The 16,860-nt window shown below is 69.4% G+C and carries 18 protein-coding genes and 1 other RNA gene; 8 read left to right on the forward strand and 11 right to left on the reverse strand.

Annotation, left to right across the window (positions count from 1 at the left end):
* The first annotated feature begins 108 nt into the window (after positions 1-108).
* On the forward strand, positions 109-1,656 hold the full coding sequence (locus tag R2K23_RS09395; RefSeq protein ID WP_316516223.1) for an IS1182 family transposase: 1,548 nt from the start codon (positions 109-111) through the stop codon (positions 1,654-1,656).
* Positions 1,657-1,815: 159 nt separating this feature from the next.
* Here R2K23_RS09395 and R2K23_RS09400 read toward each other — a convergent pair whose 3' ends face one another.
* Positions 1,816-2,202, reverse strand: a complete 387-nt coding sequence (locus tag R2K23_RS09400; RefSeq protein ID WP_316516225.1) for a DUF6319 family protein — start codon at positions 2,200-2,202, stop codon at positions 1,816-1,818.
* 182 nt (positions 2,203-2,384) lie between these two features.
* Positions 2,385-3,197, reverse strand: a complete 813-nt coding sequence (locus R2K23_RS09405; protein ID WP_316517169.1) for an oxygenase MpaB family protein — start codon at positions 3,195-3,197, stop codon at positions 2,385-2,387.
* 45 nt (positions 3,198-3,242) lie between these two features.
* On the opposite strand from R2K23_RS09405, the gene R2K23_RS09410 reads away from it, so the two are divergent.
* Positions 3,243-4,226, forward strand: coding sequence for a cobalamin biosynthesis protein (locus R2K23_RS09410; protein ID WP_316516227.1), 984 nt, complete (start codon positions 3,243-3,245; stop codon positions 4,224-4,226).
* Here R2K23_RS09410 and R2K23_RS09415 read toward each other — a convergent pair.
* Genes R2K23_RS09415 through R2K23_RS09425 form a run of 3 tightly spaced genes read right to left on the reverse strand, consistent with a single transcriptional unit; the run spans position 4,180 to position 6,147 of the window.
* Positions 4,180-4,995, reverse strand: a complete 816-nt coding sequence (locus tag R2K23_RS09415; protein WP_316516228.1) for an SURF1 family cytochrome oxidase biogenesis protein — start codon at positions 4,993-4,995, stop codon at positions 4,180-4,182. The two genes, R2K23_RS09410 and R2K23_RS09415, sit on opposite strands and share 47 nt — an antisense overlap.
* Positions 4,992-5,480, reverse strand: a complete 489-nt coding sequence (locus R2K23_RS09420; protein WP_316516229.1) for a low molecular weight protein-tyrosine-phosphatase — start codon at positions 5,478-5,480, stop codon at positions 4,992-4,994. The genes R2K23_RS09415 and R2K23_RS09420 overlap by 4 nt, the downstream gene beginning before the upstream one ends.
* Positions 5,473-6,147 (reverse strand): HAD-IA family hydrolase, encoded by a 675-nt coding sequence (locus tag R2K23_RS09425; RefSeq protein WP_316516230.1) that lies wholly within the window; start codon positions 6,145-6,147, stop codon positions 5,473-5,475. Before R2K23_RS09425 ends, R2K23_RS09420 begins: the two co-directional genes overlap by 8 nt.
* A gap of 43 nt (positions 6,148-6,190) precedes the next feature.
* On the opposite strand from R2K23_RS09425, the gene R2K23_RS09430 reads away from it, so the two are divergent.
* The 3 genes from R2K23_RS09430 to R2K23_RS09440 are packed head-to-tail and all read left to right on the forward strand — an operon-like array spanning position 6,191 to position 9,131.
* Positions 6,191-7,312, forward strand: a complete 1,122-nt coding sequence (locus R2K23_RS09430; protein ID WP_316516231.1) for a Nif3-like dinuclear metal center hexameric protein — start codon at positions 6,191-6,193, stop codon at positions 7,310-7,312.
* Complete coding sequence (locus R2K23_RS09435) at positions 7,312-8,040, forward strand: zinc ribbon domain-containing protein (protein ID WP_316516232.1); 729 nt, start codon at positions 7,312-7,314, stop codon at positions 8,038-8,040. The genes R2K23_RS09430 and R2K23_RS09435 overlap by 1 nt, the downstream gene beginning before the upstream one ends.
* Positions 8,037-9,131 (forward strand): bifunctional RNase H/acid phosphatase, encoded by a 1,095-nt coding sequence (locus tag R2K23_RS09440; RefSeq protein WP_316516233.1) that lies wholly within the window; start codon positions 8,037-8,039, stop codon positions 9,129-9,131. Before R2K23_RS09435 ends, R2K23_RS09440 begins: the two co-directional genes overlap by 4 nt.
* A 10-nt stretch (positions 9,132-9,141) precedes the next feature.
* On the opposite strand, the gene R2K23_RS09445 is transcribed toward R2K23_RS09440, so the two are convergent.
* Positions 9,142-9,714 (reverse strand): helix-turn-helix domain-containing protein, encoded by a 573-nt coding sequence (locus tag R2K23_RS09445; protein WP_316516234.1) that lies wholly within the window; start codon positions 9,712-9,714, stop codon positions 9,142-9,144.
* 46 nt (positions 9,715-9,760) lie between these two features.
* Here R2K23_RS09445 and R2K23_RS09450 point away from each other — a divergent pair, with 46 nt between their 5' ends.
* A complete protein-coding gene (locus tag R2K23_RS09450; protein WP_316516235.1) occupies positions 9,761-10,387 on the forward strand; it encodes a class I SAM-dependent methyltransferase in 627 nt (208 codons plus the stop codon).
* 45 nt (positions 10,388-10,432) lie between these two features.
* Entirely contained in the window at positions 10,433-11,713 is a 1,281-nt protein-coding gene (locus R2K23_RS09455) for an HNH endonuclease (protein WP_316516236.1), read from the forward strand.
* A gap of 14 nt (positions 11,714-11,727) precedes the next feature.
* Here R2K23_RS09455 and R2K23_RS09460 read toward each other — a convergent pair whose 3' ends face one another.
* Both R2K23_RS09460 and R2K23_RS09465 read right to left on the reverse strand, forming a co-directional pair.
* Positions 11,728-12,156: a VOC family protein gene (locus R2K23_RS09460; RefSeq protein ID WP_316516237.1), complete on the reverse strand. Its 429-nt coding sequence runs from the start codon at positions 12,154-12,156 to the stop codon at positions 11,728-11,730.
* A 9-nt stretch (positions 12,157-12,165) separates the two neighbouring features.
* Positions 12,166-12,591, reverse strand: coding sequence for a helix-turn-helix transcriptional regulator (locus R2K23_RS09465; RefSeq protein WP_316516238.1), 426 nt, complete (start codon positions 12,589-12,591; stop codon positions 12,166-12,168).
* Between the two features lie 43 nt (positions 12,592-12,634).
* Between R2K23_RS09465 and rnpB the strand changes: the two genes are divergently transcribed.
* An RNA gene (gene rnpB, locus R2K23_RS09470) (RNase P RNA component class A) lies at positions 12,635-13,026 on the forward strand.
* Positions 13,027-13,063: 37 nt separating this feature from the next.
* Here the strand turns inward: rnpB and R2K23_RS09475 are convergent.
* From R2K23_RS09475 to R2K23_RS09485, 3 genes are all read right to left on the reverse strand, one after another.
* Positions 13,064-13,702: a TetR/AcrR family transcriptional regulator gene (locus R2K23_RS09475; RefSeq protein WP_316516239.1), complete on the reverse strand. Its 639-nt coding sequence runs from the start codon at positions 13,700-13,702 to the stop codon at positions 13,064-13,066.
* Positions 13,695-14,948 (reverse strand): cytochrome P450, encoded by a 1,254-nt coding sequence (locus tag R2K23_RS09480; protein ID WP_316516240.1) that lies wholly within the window; start codon positions 14,946-14,948, stop codon positions 13,695-13,697. Before R2K23_RS09480 ends, R2K23_RS09475 begins: the two co-directional genes overlap by 8 nt.
* Positions 14,949-15,216: 268 nt before the next feature.
* Positions 15,217-16,689 carry a CYTH and CHAD domain-containing protein gene (locus R2K23_RS09485; protein WP_316516241.1) on the reverse strand — a complete coding sequence of 491 codons (1,473 nt, stop codon included), beginning with the start codon at positions 16,687-16,689 and terminating at the stop codon, positions 15,217-15,219.
* Positions 16,690-16,860 lie beyond the last annotated feature (171 nt).

Below are 16,860 nucleotides of genomic sequence, written 5' to 3' on the forward strand. Positions count from 1 at the left end.
TGGGATACCCACTGTCGCGGCCCGCGCAACCGCGGCGGCCTAGGAGTCTGCTGAATTAATCCCGCGTGGCGGACCCAGTTGTGCTGGGGTTTTGGGGACAATTGGTGAGTGCAGGGTCGCTCTGAGGATCAGCGTGAGTTGTTGGATGCCGAATCGGTTGCGGGGCATCTTCTGAAGTCCGACAGCGTGTTCGCGTTTCTGGCTGCCCATCGACGCGAGTTGTTTCCCGAGGAGATGTTCGCCGATCTGTTCCCGTCGCGGCGGGGACGTCCCAGTGTGCCGGCCGAGGTGATGGCTTCGGTGATCACGTTGCAGGCCTTACACGGTTTCTCCGATAACGAGACCGTCGATGCGGTGACCTTCGATCTGCGGTGGAAAGCCGCGTGCGGGCTACCGATCACCGCCGGGGCGTTCCATTCGACGACGTTGACCTACTGGCGGCGCCGGTTGGCGGCCTCGGACCGCCCGAACCGCATCTTCGAGGCCGTCAAAGCTGTCGTGGCGGCCACCGGTGCGCTGGCGGGCAAGACACGACGAGCCTTGGATTCGACGATCCTTGACGATGCGGTGGCCACCCAGGACACCGTGACCCAGTTGATCGGGGCGATCCGCCGGGTCCGTCGCGAGGTCCCCGGTGCCGGGGAGGTCATCGCCGCCCAGTGCGGCGCCCATGATTACGACGACCCGGGTAAACCATCGATCACCTGGGATGACGCCGCCGCGCGTGCAGCGTTGGTGGACGCCCTGGTCGGCGATGCCCACCGCCTGTTGGGGCATCTGCCCGAGCAGGAACTCGGCGCCCGCGCTGCCGAGGCGGTGGCGTTGTTGGCGTTGATCGCCGGCCAGGATGTCGAACCCGTCGACGATTCTGATGGCACCGACGGGCGGTGGCGTATCGCGCAACGGGTGGCTGCGGATCGGGTGATCTCTACCGTCGATCCTGAGGCCCGTCACGCCCACAAGACGGTGCATCGTCGCCAGGACGGCTTCAAAGCCCACATCGCGGTGGAGCCGGACACCGGCATCATCACCGACTGCGCTTTGACCAAGGCCAGCGGCCCCGACACCCACGACTCGGCAGTGGCCGCGCAGCTGCTCGCCGGGGAAGATGCGCCAGTGACGGTGCTGGGTGATTCGGCCTACGGCAGCGGCGAATTTCGTGCGCATCTGGCCGAGGCCAAGCATGTCGATCGGGTTAAGTCCGCGCCGGTGCGCTCGGCGGTCGCCGGGGGTTTCACCGTCGATGACTTCGCTATCGATCACCGCAACAAGACGGCAACCTGTCCGGCCGCGCTGACCCGCCCCATCACCGCCTCTGGCAGCGTCACCTTCGGTGCCGCGTGCCGCGGATGCCGATTGCGGGCACAGTGCACCACCAGTCACGGCGGTCGCAGCCTCACCCTGCGGCCCTACGATGCTCTCCAGCGGGCAGCGCGCAAAGAATCGCGAAAACCGGACTGGCTCAACGAATATCGCACTCACCGGCCCATGGTGGAGCGGACCATTGCCTGGCTAGCTCGAGGCAACCGTAAAGTCCGCTACCGCGGCGTCACCAAGAACGATCACTGGCTGCACCACCGCGCCGCCGCGGTGAACCTGCGACGCTTGATCACCCTGGGATTGACCCACACCGGTGCCCACTGGGCCATCGCCTGACCCCCGCCACCAGACCTTTGCGGGCACAAGCACCATCCACCACGCTCAACACGGCCCGCGATGGCCCCACAAAAAGTCGACCGCCGAACCCGACCGAACCCACCGGCCACACAGCGCTTCGAGGCACCCCACCCCAAACACCCCTAATTCAGCAGACTCCTAGTCCAATTCGGCGAGCGCCCTGCGGGCGGCCTCCAGCTCGGCTTCCAGCGCGTTGACCCGAGCCGCCTGCTGGGCACGGGCCTCCTCGATCACCTGGTTGATCGGGGTGGACAGGTCCTCGTGGAGCTCCTGGGCGGCTCGGGACACGGCGGCGGCGGCCACCGCGAGGTTGCGGGCCAGGTAGGTGGAGCCCTGTTTCAGTTCCGCGCGCCACTCGCCGTCGGCGGTGCCGGTGACCTTCAGCGTCAGCTCGAGCGTCTTGGCCTTCCGTCCGCCTGCCTTCTTGGCCGGGGTCTTGGTCTTGTCGGTTGGAGCGTCGATGGCCGGCACGGCGGGGGAGTCTGGCACCGGAGTGGGCGCGGGCATCAGGGTGTCTACGGTCATCGTGCGGTGCTCCTCGTTGACGTGGAGTGGACTGACATCGGTACCCGATTAGAACACACGTTCGACTTGCGGCCAAGCGGTGGGCGGGCCAAGGCTACCGTGCGGTCCGGCGAAACCTCCTTTGCGGCAGGGTTTTTCGCGCGGACGCGGCCACCGGCGCTGCGCGTGTCGCGCCCGACGGGTCAGACGATCCGCTTGCCGCGCCGCGCCCGGGCGCGCATGTCCCACAGATAGAGCTGATAGCCCAGCAGCCAGGTCCGATGCGGGATCAGCCGGTCGGCCAACCGCAGCGCCGCCAGCAGCCACTCGAACCGCTGTTGCGCGGCGGTACCCCAGGGCAGCGCCATCATGGCGCGGAACTCGGCGGGCAGAAAGCCCGTCGTGGCAAACAGATTGAACCGGCCCGCGGTGGCGCGCACCGGCCACGGCAGGAACGCCATCGATGCCACCCCGCGCAGGTGGTCGCGCACCGGCGGGTCGATCTGGAGTTCGTCCAGGCTGCGCTTCCAGTACTCGTCGAACGCGAGGCGGTCGGCGGGCCACATGTCGTCGCGGACCTGCAGGGTGGTGCCCACCCGGCGGGCGTCTTGGTAGACAGCGTCGGCGGCCGCCTCGTCGAGCGGGCCGTAGAGAAACTCGTGTTGGTCGACGTAGTACCGATACAGGCAGGCCGCCACCCACAGCTGCAACTTGGGGTCAAAGGCGTTGTAGCGCACCGGCGATGACTCCCGCGAACGCACCTGGGCGTGCGCGGTGTCCACGGCGGCGCGGATCAGCTTCCGGTCCGCCTCGGTGCCCATGGTCGCCACGGCCAGATAGGTGCCGGTGGTGCGGGCCCGCTTGAACGGGTGCTTGTAGACGTTGCCGCTGTCGACGGGACTCTCGAGGACGCCGTAGCCGACGCCGGGCAGCGCCAGTTGCATGATCACGTTGGCCGCCGGCAGCAGCGCCGCTGCCGGATTGAGCAGGTCGACCACCCGCGTCGGCCGCTTCACTGGGCTCATGTCACCGAGTAGACCACCTATGAGACGCTGCTGAGGATGAATCCGCCCAGAACCCGCGCGCGGGTTGCCGGTGTTCTCCTCGGGTACCTCGCCGACCTGACGTTCGCGGATCCGCGTCGCGCGCACCCGGTCGCCGGCTTCGGAGGCGCCGCGGTCGCGCTGGAACGGCTCACCTACCGCGACAACCGGATCGCCGGCGCGGCGCACGTGGCGATCTTGCTGGGCGGGCTGGGCCTGAGCGCGGCGTGGGCCGCCCGCCATGCGGGCCGGCAGGGCACGACGGGAACGACGGCGGCGGTGGCGGCCGCGACCTGGGTGGCCCTCGGTGGAACGTCGCTGGCGCGCACCGGCACCGCCATGGCCGATCTGCTCGATGCCGGAGACCTCGACGGCGCCCGGGCGCTGCTGCCCTCGTTGTGCGGACGGGACCCACAGTCCCTGGACGCCGACGGACTGACCCGGGCCGCGCTGGAATCCGTGGCAGAGAACACCTCCGATGCGCAGGTGGCTCCGGTGCTGTGGGCCGCGGTCGGTGCGGCGCCGGCGGTGCTGCTCTACCGGGGCGCCAACACGCTGGATGCGATGGTCGGACACCGTTCCCCGCGCTATGCCCGATTCGGTTGGGCGGCAGCACGACTCGACGACGCCGCGAACTATCTCGCGGCGCGGGTGGCGGGCGCGTTGACCGTCGTCTGCGCCCCGCTGGTTGGGGGATCGGCGGCCGGCGCGGCACGGGCCTGGCGCCGCGATGCCCGTCGGCACCCGAGTCCCAATGCGGGGGTTGTGGAGGCGGCGTTCGCGGGGGCGCTGGGGGTGCAGCTCGGCGGGCCCACCCGGTATCGCCACGAATTGCAGCTGCGGCCAACCCTCGGCGACGGTCCCGGCCCGGGCGTAGCCGACCTGCGCCGCGGTGTCGCGTTGTCGCGCTGCGTGCAGGGCGCGGCGGCGCTGACCGCGGCCGCGCTGGCCGGGCTCAGCGGCGCCGGCCGTACCGGTCGGCGAGTTTGTCCTCGACGGTGACCGGCTGCTCCGGCCCGTCCTCGGCCGGCCGCGCGGCGCGGTCGCGGCGGCGCGCCTTTACCTCGCTGTAGACGAAGTACCCGAGCCCGATCGGGGCCAGGATGCCGAAGGCGATCCATTGGATGCCGTAGGACAGGAACGGCCCGGCATCCAGGTGCGGCAGGCCGCGCACCGTCAACGCCCCGGGCTGATCCGGCGTCAGCTGCAGGTATGACCCGGTCAGCGGGACACCGAACAGCGGGGCGAGCTGCGCGGTGTCGATGGAATAGACCTGCTGCGACCCGCCCTCGTTCAGCGGGGCGCGGCTCGCCGTCTCGCTGTCACGCAGCCGCGCGGACAGGGTCACCTCGCCGGCCGGGGCCGGCTCGATGTCCGGCACCCCGGAGCCCTGCACGGGACGCACGTAGCCCCGGTTCACCAGGACCGTGGGCCCGTCGTTCACCACGAACGGGGTGAGCACCTCGTAGGCGGCCTCGCCTTCGATCACCCGAAGCCGGGCCAGGATCTGCTTGTCCACCAGGTAGTGCCCGGTCGCGGTGACCCGGCGCCACTGCGCGTCGGGCGCCGCCGAATCCTGCTGCGGCAGAAAGTCCGTCACCGGCACCGGGTCGGCCTGCACCGACTCGCTGATCTGCTGGTTCTCCCGCGAGGTCTGGGTGTTCTTGCCGAGCTGCCACGGGGCCAGCACCGTAAAACACAGGTAGGCGAACGCCAGGGCCACGACCGCCAACGCGATCCAGCCCGGACGCAACCACGCCGGCCACTTCACGGCGCGTGGCCCGCCAGTCGCTCGTCGACCCAGCCGTGCAGACCGGGCAGGGCGGCCTCGATGACGGTGAACACGTCCTCGAAGTCGCTCAGATCGCCGTAGTAGGGGTCCTCGACGTCCTCGGGATGCCGGGGCGACCGCGGATCGAACCCGCGCAGCATCCGGGCCCGCTCGGGTTCGACGCCCAGCTGGGTGAGCAGCCGCATGTGGTTGCGGCCCAGCGCGACCACCAGGTCGGCGCTCAGATGGTCGTCGTCGACCTGGGCGGCGACGTGGTCGGTGGGGTAGCCGTGGGTCTCCAGGACCTTCCGGGCCCGGCCGTCGGCCCCGTCGCCGGCATGCCAGCCGCCGGTGCCCGCGCTGCTGACCCGCACCCGGTCGGCCAGACCGCGCTCGGCGATCTGCTGGGCGAACATCTTCTCCGCCATCGGGGAGCGGCAGATGTTTCCCGAGCAGACGAAGGTGACGTGCAGGCGGTCAGACACCGAGCACCTCGCGCAGCGCGGACACGTCCTCGACCAGGCTCGGGGCCGGTTCGTCCGCGGTGAAGTCGTCGCGGCCGTAGCCCCAGCCGACGACCACGGTGTCGATGCCGTGGGCGGCGGCGCCCTCGACGTCGTGCAGCCGGTCGCCGACCATCAGCACCCGCTCGGGCAACGGCTGCAGCTGGGCGATCGCGTGGGCCACCACGTCGGCCTTCAGCGCCCGCACGCCGTCGGGGCTGGCCCCGGCGATGACATCGAAGAACTCGTCGAGCCCGAAGTGCGCCAGGATGCGCTGGGCCGTCGGCTCGGCCTTGGACGTCGCCACGGCCAGGCGCACGCCGGCGGCCCGCAGGTCGGTCAGCAACTCCTCGATACCGTCGAACGGGGTGTTCATCGCCCAGCCGCGCGACACGTAGTCGGCCCGGTAGGCCGCGATCGCCTCGTCGGTGCGCTCACCCAGCCCGAGGGAGGCCAGCGTGTGATGCATGGGCGGGCCGATGATCCGGCTCACCAGGTCACCGTCCGGTACCGGCGCTCCGACCTGCTCCAATGCGTGGCGGAAGCTCGCGACGATGCCCTCGGCGGAGTCGGTGAGCGTGCCGTCGAGGTCGAAGATCACGAGTTGGGGTTGTTGGGTGCGCAGCGGGGTCGGGGCCAGTTCGGTCACGCCCCCATTGTCCCCGATGTGCGGAGCACTACTGTTTGCAGGCGTGAGTGTGCGCCTTGCTGAGATCATCGAGGTGCTGGACGCCGCGTACCCGCCCCGGCTCGCGCAGTCCTGGGACTCGGTGGGTTTGGTCTGCGGTGATCCGGACGAACCGGTCGATTCGGTCACGGTCGCGGTCGACGCGACGGCCGCCGTCGTCGACGAGGTCCCCGAGCGTGGGCTGCTGCTGGCCCACCACCCGCTGCTGTTACGGGGGGTGGACACCGTCGCCGCCAGCACCCCCAAGGGCGCGCTGCTGCACCGGATGATCCGCACCGGTCGGGCCCTGTTCACCGCCCACACCAACGCCGACGCGGCGGCCCCCGGGGTCTCCGACGCCCTGGCCGAGGCGCTGGGGGCGACGGTCGAGGACGTGCTGGACCCGGCACCGGGCGGGCCCGACCTGGACAAGTGGGTCATCTTCGCGCCGGTCGAGTCCGCCGAGGCGGTACGGGCGGCGGTGTTCGCCGCCGGTGCGGGGCAGATCGGGGACTACTCGTGCTGCAGCTGGGGCGTCACTGGCACCGGGCAGTTCCTGCCGCAGGACGGGGCGTCGCCGGCCATCGGCGAGGTCGGCACCGTCGAGCGGGTTCCCGAGGATCGCATCGAGGTGATCGCGCCCGCCGGCATCCGGCCGCGGGTGCTCGCGGCGATGCGGGCCGCGCACCCCTACGAGGAGCCGGCCTTCGATGTCTTCGCCCTGGCGCCGCTGCCGGCCGGGGTCGGGATCGGGCGGATCGCGAGGCTGCCGGAGCCGATGCCCCTGCGCGAGTTCGTCGCGCGGGTCGGCGCGGCCCTGCCGAGCACCGCGTGGGGGGTGCGCGCCACCGGCGCGCCCGACCTCGCGGTCTCGCGGTTGGCGGTCTGCGGCGGGGCGGGGGACTCCCTGCTCGACCGGGCAGCCGCCGCGGGGGTGCAGGCCTACCTCACCGCGGACCTGCGGCATCACCCCGCCGACGAACACACCCGCCGGTCGGAGGTGGCGCTCATCGACGTGGCGCACTGGGCCAGCGAGTACCCGTGGTGCGCGCAGGCCGCCGGCCTGTTGACCGCCGAGTTCGGTGACGCGCTGCCGGTGCGGGTCAGCGACATCCGGACCGACCCCTGGACACTGGGAGTGAACTGATGAAAGCCGATCTGTGGCAGCAGCGTTCGTTACTCGAGATCGCCGAGTTGGACGCCGAGCTGGCCCGCCTGGCCCACCGGGCCGGCCACCTGCCCGAGCAGCAGCGCCTCGAGGAGGTGCAGGCCGAGCACCAGGCCGCCCGGGACCGGCTGGCGGTGCTGCAGATCGCCGTCGAGGACATCGATCAGCAGGTGGCGCGGCTGGAATCCGAGATCGACGGGGTTCGCCAGCGCGAGGACCGGGACCGCGAGCTGCTCGCTTCCGCCAGCACGTCCGCTAAGCAACTCACCGAACTGCAGCACGAGTTGGAAACCCTGCAGCGTCGGCAAGCCTCGCTGGAGGATTCGCAGTTGGAGGTGATGGAGCGCCGCGAGGAACTCGAGCGTCAGGTGGCCGAGGAGTCGACCGGCATCGAGAAGCTCGACGCCGAGGTCGCCGAGGCCACTCGGGCGCGCGATGCGGCCCTGGCCGAAATCGAGAACATCCGCACCGAACGTACATCGCGGCGGGAAACGCTCACCGCCGGAGTCGATTCCGAGCTGCTGGCGCTCTACGAGCAGCAGCGCGCGAAGTCAGGGATCGGCGCGGGGGCGCTGCAGGGGGGCCGCTGCGGGGCGTGCCGCATCGAGATCGACCGCGGCGAACTGTCCCGAATTGCCGCGGCCGCCGACGAGGACGTGCTGCGCTGCCCCGAGTGCAGCGCAATCCTGTTGCGGGTCAAGGTATGAGGGTTCTGCTGGAGGCCGACGGGGGCTCCCGGGGCAATCCCGGACCCGCCGGATTCGGCGCGGTGTTGTTCTCCGCGGACCGTGCCCTGGTACTGGCGGAGAACAAGGCTGCCATCGGGGTGGCCACCAACAACGTCGCCGAGTACCGGGGCCTGATCGCGGGTCTGGCGGAGGCCGCCGACCTGGGCGCCACCGAGGTTTCGGTGGCGATGGATTCCAAGCTCGTCATCGAGCAGATGGCCGGGCGGTGGAAGGTCAAGAACGCGGCCCTGGCGGACTTGCACCGCCAGGCGCGTGAACTGGCCGCGCGGTTCGACCGAGTGGACTACCGCTGGATTCCGCGGGCGGACAACGCGCACGCCGACCGGCTGGCCAACGAGGCGATGGACGCCGCCGAGAAAATCTCCGATACGGCTGTGCCGGAACAGGATTCGTCGTCGTCGGACAAGCCCGCCGCGCCCGGCTGGACCGGGGCGCGGGGGACGCCCACCCGGCTGCTGCTGCTGCGGCACGGTCAGACCGAACTGTCGGTGCAGCGCCGCTATTCCGGGCGCGGGAACCCGGAACTGACGGAGCTGGGCCGGCGTCAGGCCGAGGCCGCGGCGGCCCACCTGGCGAGCAAGGGCGGGATCTCGGCGGTGATCTCCTCGCCGCTGCAACGCGCCTACGACACGGCGGCCATCGCGGCGAAGGCGCTCGGATTGACGGTCAGCGTCGACGACGACCTGATCGAGACCGACTTCGGTGCCTGGGAGGGGCTGACGTTCAGTGAGGCCGGCGCGGCGGACCCGGAGCTGCACGGCCGCTGGCTGCGGGACACCAGCGTCACCCCACCCGGCGGGGAGAGCTTCGACGAGGTGCACAACCGGGTGCGACGCGCCCGCGCCCGGATCATCGCCGAGCACGGCGATTCCACGGTGTTGGTGGTCTCGCACGTGACACCCATCAAGACGTTGTTGCGGATGGCGCTCGACGCCGGCCCGACCATCCTGTACCGCCTGCACCTGGACCTCGCGTCGCTGTCGATCGCGGAGTTCTACTCCGACGGGCTGGCCTCCGTGCGGTTGGTCAACGACACGTCGTACCACTGAGCCGAGCGTCCTACTTCTGCAGGTGAATCCGTTCGCCGTGCGGGCCCAGGATGGTGATGGCCTCGACGGGGCCGTCGACCGCGCCGAACCAGTGCGGCGTCCAGGTGCTGAACTCGACGGCCTCGCCGGCGGTGATCGTGAAATCGCGGTCGCCGAGGATCAGCCGCATCCGGCCGGACAACACGTACATCCAGTCGTGGCCCTCATGGACCGGGAATTCGGCCGGCGGGGTGCGCCGTCGGGCGCTCACCCGAATCTTGAAGGCGTGCAACCCGGCCGCCGGCCCGTGACGGGTCAGCGGCCAATAGGTGACGCCGTCGTGGGTCTGCGGGGTGCCGCGCACCCGCGGGTCGTGATGTTCGGGTTCGCGCAGCAGGTCGTCGGTGCTCACCGACAACGCCGCGGCCAGGCGCGGCAGATGGTCCAGGGCCAGGCGGCGCTTTCCGGACTCGAGCCGACTCAGTGTCGAGATGTCGATCTGGGCGCGCGAGGCCACCTCCTCGAGCGTCAGATTCTGCTGGGTGCGCAACTCCCGTAGCCGGCGTCGCACGCGAAGGTCCACATCGTCGTGTTTTGCCGTCATGGCAAGAAAGCTTGCCAGCGTGGCTCGGCGCACGCAAGCTCGAAGGATGGAAAGTACTGATGCTCAGCAGATGTGGGAACAGCGTTACGCCGAGTCGGATCAGATCTGGAGCGGACGCCCGAACGCCCGGCTGGTCGAGGTGGTCTCCGGGCTGTCGCCGGGCACCGCGTTGGAGCTGGGCTGCGGTGAGGGCGGCGACACGGTGTGGCTGGCCCGGCAGGGCTGGCGGGTGCTCGCCGTCGACATCGCCAACAACGCCCTGCGCCGGGCCGCCGCGGCGCTGGCGGCGGCCGGCGATGACCTGGTCGAACGGGTCGAGTTCCAGCAACACGACCTGACGGCGACGTTTCCGTCGGGGTGCTACGACCTGGTGTCGGCGCACTTCCTGCATTCACCGACGGAGTGGGACCGCGATTCGGTGCTGCGCCGCGCCGCCGAAGCGGTGGCGCCCGGCGGGCGGCTGCTGATCGTCGATCACGCCGAGGGTCCGCCTTGGTCCGAGGGGTTGCACGATCACGTCTTTCCCACCGCCGAGGAGGTGGTGGCCGGCCTGGAACTCGATCCGGCGTACTGGGAGCGCGAGCGGGTGGAACGCGCCGAGCGTGATGGTGTCGGACCGGATGGCCAGGTGGGCACGCTGGTGGACAACGTGATCCTGCTGCGGCGGCTCTGACCTGCGGTTAGTGGCTTGTCGGTAGGGCCTGGCATACTCGCACACATGTTCGATGAGGCGGAGTTTGGGGCCGACGCCGACGAGGCGGCGTTGGTGGCGCGGATCGATGAGTTGGAGACGCTGAAGGCCTCGGCGGCCGCGGCGCAGGCCCGCGCGACGGCGGCGCTGGCGCAGCGGCGGATGGTCGCGGAGGCCGAGCGCGGGGTGCCCGTGGCCCGGCGGGGTCGCGGGTTGGCCGCGGAGGTGGCCCTGGCGCGGCGGGATTCGCCGGCGCGGGGTAATCAGCATCTGGGTTTTGCCAAGGCACTGGTGCACGAGATGCCGCAGACCCTGGCAGCATTGGAGCGCGGGGCGCTCTCCGAGTGGCGGGCGACGTTGATCGTGCGGGAATCGGCCTGCCTGGACGTCGAGGATCGTGCGGTGCTGGATGCCGAGATGTGCGGTGACCCGGACGCGCTCGTCGGCCTGGGGGATCGACAAATCATCGCCGAGGCCAAGGCGATTGCCTATCGGTTGAATCCGCACGCGGTGGTGGACCGGGCGGCCAGGGCGGCGCAGGACCGCACCGTGACGGTGCGGCCGGCCCCGGACACCATGACCTATCTGACGGCCTTGTTGCCGGTGGCGCAGGGGGTGTCCGTCTACGCCGCGCTCAAGCGCGTGGCCGACGGCTGCGGTGATGGGCGCTCGCGGGGGCAGGTCATGGCCGACACGTTGGTCGAGCGGGTCACCGGTCAGGCGGCGGAGGTCGCCGCCTCGGTGGCGGTCAACCTGGTGCTGTCCGACGACACCCTGAGCGGCGGGTCCGGCGCGGCCACCATCTCCGACTACGGACCGGTGCCCGCCCAGGTTGCCCGGCGGTTGGTGGCGCAGGCGCTGGCCGACCCGGAGGCCAGCGCGACGCTGCGCCGGCTGTACGCCCGGCCGGACTCCGGGGCGCTGGTCGCGATGGAATCGCGGGCCCGGACCTTTCCGAAGGGCCTGGCCCGCTTCATCCGGACGCGGGACCAACGATGTCGCACACCGTATTGCGACGCGCCGATCCGGCACACCGACCACGTGACACCGGCCGCGCGGGGCGGCCCCACGTCCGGCGCGAACGGGCAGGGCCTGTGCGAGGCGTGCAACTACGCCAAGGAGTCCGCGGGCTGGGACGTGGCGGTGAGCATGGGCGTCCAGGGGCGGCACACCACCGAGATCACCACGCCCACCGGCGCGCGGCACCGGTCCACCGCCCCGCCGGTGTTACCGGGGCGCCCGAAGGCCCCGATCAGCGAACTCGAGCAACACGTGGGAACCGTGTTGTGCGGCGTGCACGCGGCGTGACCCGGCCGCCCGGATCACCCGGTCGGCAGCTCGGCGAGCTGGGTGAGGCGCACGCTGTTGCCGGACGGATCGCGGAAACCCGAGTCGACGCCGTAGGGCGTGTCGAAGGGTTCCTCGGTGAATTCGACGCCGCGGGCGGCCAGTTCGCGGTGCGCGGCCCGGCAGTCCTCGGTGGTGAGGAACACCGTGCCGGCGAACCCCTTGGCGACCAGATCGAGGAGTTGGCGCTCGGTGGCGTCGTCCATCATCGGCGGGCCCGGGACGGCCATCAGGACGATGCTGACGTCGTCCTGGCCGGGCGGGCCGACGGTCAGCCAGCGAAACCCCTCCATTTCCGGGAACGAAACATCTTGGCGCACTTCCATTCCGACCTTCTCGGTCCAGAACTTGCAGGCCACATCCTGGTCGTGAACCCAAAGTTGGGCGCTTCCAATTTTCATCATGGCCGAAACTTACGGCGCGCTGCGTGCCCGCGTCTTCTCCTGGTGTGCTGTCTTGCGGGTGTGCTGGCGCAGCACGCAGTTGGGCACCCGGGCATAGGCCGCGGCGGCCGGCATGCTCGCGCGATACGCCGCCGGCGGCTGCCCGTACACCCGGGCGAAGGTGGTGGTGAACGACCCGACGCTGGAGAACCCGACCATCGCGCAGATGTCGGCCACCGAGCGGTCGGTGTAGCGCAGGAGGGACGCGGCCCGCTCGAGGCGTCGCGACTGCAGATAAGCACTCGGCGATTCCCCGAACGTGCGGGTGAACATCCGGCTGAAGTGTGCCCGCGACAACCCCGCGGCCGCGGCCAGGTCGGCCACCGTGATCGGGTCGGCGTACCGGGCGTCGACGAAGTCCTTGGCACGCATCAGATAGCGCGCGGGCGGCAGCATTTTCCCAGTATGACGCATCGATCAGGTACCTTATGAGCGCGAACGAGTTGGCTGGGCGGCCGCGGGCCTCGGAGATTTCCGGGGTTCGAGGAAAGTCCGGACTTCACAGAGCAGGGTGATTGCTAACGGCAATCCGAGGTGACTCGCGGGAAAGTGCCACAGAAAACAGACCGCCAGCAATGGTAAGGGTGAAACGGTGCGGTAAGAGCGCACCAGCATTCCGGGTGACCGGAGTGGCTAGGCAAACCCCACCCGAAGCAAGGCCAAGAGGCCGTGCCCCGCACGGCTGCGCAGGCGCTCGAGGGCTGCTCGCCCGAGCCTGCGGGTAGGCCGCTCGAGGTACCCGGCGACGGTGTGCCCAGATGGATGGTCGCCGCTGAGCTCTCCGGCAACGGAGGCTCAGAACAGAATCCGGCTTACAGGCCAACTCGTTCGCCCCACAGGGTTGCCGATCGGATGGCTGCGGTGACCGTCAACCCCTCGCGTCATGTCGCCCGACCGATAGCGACGCGAGCCTCGGATAGAGGACTGCCGGCCCCAGCCATTGGGCAACGAATCGACGTAGTTCGTGACCGCTGCGCGGCGTCTGTCCGGGATCGATCAGAAGGGACTGCACGGTGCGCAAAGTCATCTCGGCAAGCTCACGCAGCGCGGCGTTGTCGAAGCCGTGCAGTTCCCAATCGACATCGAAGCGGTGGAAGGCGGTCAAGCAGAACGAGATCGCAGTGTCAGTGGTCAGGGAGGTGGCAGCTCCGCCTCCGTCTCGTCCGGTCAACAGACCCTCCAACTGGGGATCGCCGGAAAGGTTCTCGACGCCGAACGCAACGCACTCGACCACCGCAGTAACCGGGTCGTTGACGCCGTTGACGTGGTCTACGGCCTGGTCGATGAATCCGTTGGCAGCGCGCATGGCACTCGCGATGAGCAGAGCGTCGGCATTGGCGAAGTAGCGGTACACCGTCTGGCGAGTCACTCCGAGTCTGCGGGCGACGTCGGCAAGGCGTATGGCCGCTCCGTGCTCGGCAACCTCCTCGTCTACCGCACTCAGGATGCGTGAGATGGCTTCCTCGTCTGTTGAGGGCGTCGCACCCGCCCATCCTCGACTACGCATCCGCTGCGACCAGCCTCTCGCTGGTGAACTCGATGGAAAGGGTTGTCGGTCCGGTCATTTCCAGCAGCGGCTTCCACGGAGCCGGACCGACGCGGTGGGGGGCGTCCAGGCGGCGGGTGAGGACGGTGAGTGCTTCAGCCAGTTCCCGGCGTGCAAGATTCGCCCCGAGGCAGTAGTGCGCGCCACCACCAAACGTCAGAATCGGGGGAAGGTCATTGCGCGTGATGTCGAAGCGGTCGGCATCGTCGTAGATGGCGGGGTCTCGGTTGGCGGCGAAAGTGTTCACGAGGACGAAGGTCCCGGCCGGGAACGTGTACCCACCGAACTCGACGTCGTCCACGGCGGCTCGGGGCACGATGCAGGCTGCGGGGGAGTGGCGCATGCTCTCCTCGACGGCCTGCATCGCAAGCTCCGGTCGCTCGCGCAGTGTCGCCCATTGATCCGGGTGTTCGCACAGCACTTGAACCGAGGCGGACAGTTGGTTTCGTGTCGTGTCCGTCCCGGCCATGAGGAACCCAGCCACCAGCATGCGAAGTTCGTCCAAAGTCAGCCGGTCGCCGTCACTTTCGGCGCGTATGAGATCCGAAAGCAGGTCATCGGTGAGGTTGCTTCGCCGGGCGGCGACCATATCGTCGACGTAGGCGTCGAGTTCGCCCCACGCCCGCATTATCGCGACCTCATCGAAGGTGACGTCGGGCTGAAAGTTGAGCGCCTTGAATACCTCCTCCGTCCAGTCCGCGAACAACTGCCAATCCTCGCGGGGAGCGCCGAGCAGTGCGCACATGATCGGGGTTGGGTACTGATACGAGATGTCGGTAACGACGTCACACCGTCCGGCATCCGCCACCGTGTCGATCAGCCCGTTCACTACGTCATGAATCGTTTCTTGCAAACGTGAAGTCGCGCGGGGCGTGAACGCCTTCGAAACCAGCTTGCGCAAGCGAACGTGCTTCTCGCCATCGAGACCCAGGAGGCTGTTGGCCATCTTGTCGAACAGTGGACCCGACGTGATGCCCTGCGCGGCCAGCGTGACACCGGGCGGCAGACGGAACCTGTTGTCGCGCAGAACGTCGCGAGCCATCTCGTAGGACAGGATTTCCGGGCCGAGCGGTCCGATGACGATGGGGGACGTCAATTGGGCAACTCTGACGTCTTCGAGGATGTCGTGGGGAGTGGCGGTGAGGTCGTACCCAATAGTGGGGAGTCCGGCGTCGAAGACACTCGGGGGCGTGTTGATCGCGTTCATTTACCGTCCACTCTCTCCATGTGCCACTGCCCCAAGGCGGTCCGACATATCTGATAAGAGTGTATGACCACATTGGGGTCAGGGTTGCAAAATTTGCAATATCAGCAGATGGATCCAAGAGTGGGATCGGCACGGTCATACGTATGGTCGAAATGTGTCGGCGGCGTCATGACCGCAACGGCGGGTGCTTCACCGGCCCCGGTGTGGCTCGCGCTTCTGAACAGGGTCGGCGGCAAGTGGGCCGTAGGCGGGGGCTCGAGGTCCTCTGCTAGGACATCGCCTTTGCCAGGGCCTTGAGCGCGTCGTCGAGCTGCTCGCGGCAACGCTCGGCCAGATCTTCCTCGCGCTGATACAGCAACCCGTAGGTGAAGGTGTCCTCGCCGGCGGCGTGGGCGGCCTCGGCCTGCTGGCTCAGGTGGTTGCGGCTGACGACGGCGTCCTGGTGATCGCCCAGCAGTGACTGAATGGTCTTGGCGGCCTCGGACACCTTGCGCTTGCCGGTGGCCGCAGCGGTGTAGCGTAAGCGCTTGGCGCCCTTGCGGATTCGATGCAACGCCTCGTCGCGGTCGTCGGCCGCGTCCGCGGCGGCGGCGCGGGCGTTCTTGGCGGCCTTGCGGACCCGCTTGTAGGCGGAGTCGAGGCTGACGGGCTTGTGCTCGGATTCCGTCGTCGGTCCGGGGGTGTGGGCGAGGTCGTCGAGCGCATCGAGCAGGCGGAAGTACCGGGTGGTGCGCATCGCCTTCAGGGACCGCCGCAGTCCGGTGTCGTAGCGCCGCCGGGCGCCGTCGACCAGGCGCTCGCGCACCGGCCCGCGAATCAACTCCGGCGGCAGCTCATCGAGGGCCTCGGCATACTTCGCGGCCAGCACCTCCGCATCGCGGGCCACCCCGAGAATGGCGGCCAACTGCCGCAGTTCGTCCAGTACCCAGGCGTCGTCGGTGAGGCCGAAGGACTCCTCGGATTCCTTGAGCAGGCTGCGCAGTTTGCGGATGGTCACCCGCATCTGGTGCACGGAGTCGAAGGTGTCGGAGCGCACCGCGCGATCCCACAGCAGCAGCTCCCGGTTGTGTTCCAGCACCGCTCGATGCACCGGATCGGCAGGTGGGGGGTCCGGTCGGTCGGCGTCCGCGCCGAGTACCCGGGCCAGCTTCGAGCCGTGTGCGGCCGGGGCGGCGCCGGCGTCGAGCAACCGGTTGCCCAGTCGGTCCAGCAGCAATCGGTCGTCGGACTCGACGAGTTCGAGTTCCCATTCCCGCCACTGCGCTTCGACCTCCCCGGCCGACGCGGTGACGTGATCGTCACAGAATTCGGCCAATACCGCCTCATCGGCCCCGCGCAGGCGCTGGACGTGTCGGGTCGTCGCGATCCGTGCCACCGGAGCCAGTGGGCGGTCCCGCACCACGGCCAGCACGACGTCGCGCAACTCGTCGGGAACGTCCTCGGACTCCAGCGGCGCCGTCACCTCCGTGCGGGCGTCCGGGCCCGCCGGCAACTTCAGGTGCCAGCCCGCATCCTCACCGCCGGTGCGCCGACGCAGCGTGATCTTGTGGGCCGCCAGATCGTGTGCGGCTGTGTCGAAGTAGACAGCGTCCAGCGATTGTGATGGGGACCGCTCCACGTGCGTGACGGCGGTGAGCCCGTCGAAGGACGGCGTGACGGCCTCCCCGGCCACCTCGTACTTGCGCTCGATCTCGGTGTAACGGTTGGTTTTCGACTTCTGAGCTGCCGTTTTGGCCGTCATGTCACCTTCGATCGCCGGCTGTGGACTCTGCACCCAGAATGCCACACCTGCACCATCGGTACCGGCGCCGCGGGCCGGCAACCCGGCGGCGCTCGCCGCAGGCCCGAAAGCCGTCGAGACCGAATCGAGACCTGTCATACTGGGCCTCACCTCAGAGATTCCTTAAGATTG

This window comes from Mycolicibacterium sp. MU0050 (assembly GCF_963378085.1).
Classification (GTDB): domain Bacteria; phylum Actinomycetota; class Actinomycetes; order Mycobacteriales; family Mycobacteriaceae; genus Mycobacterium; species Mycobacterium wendilense.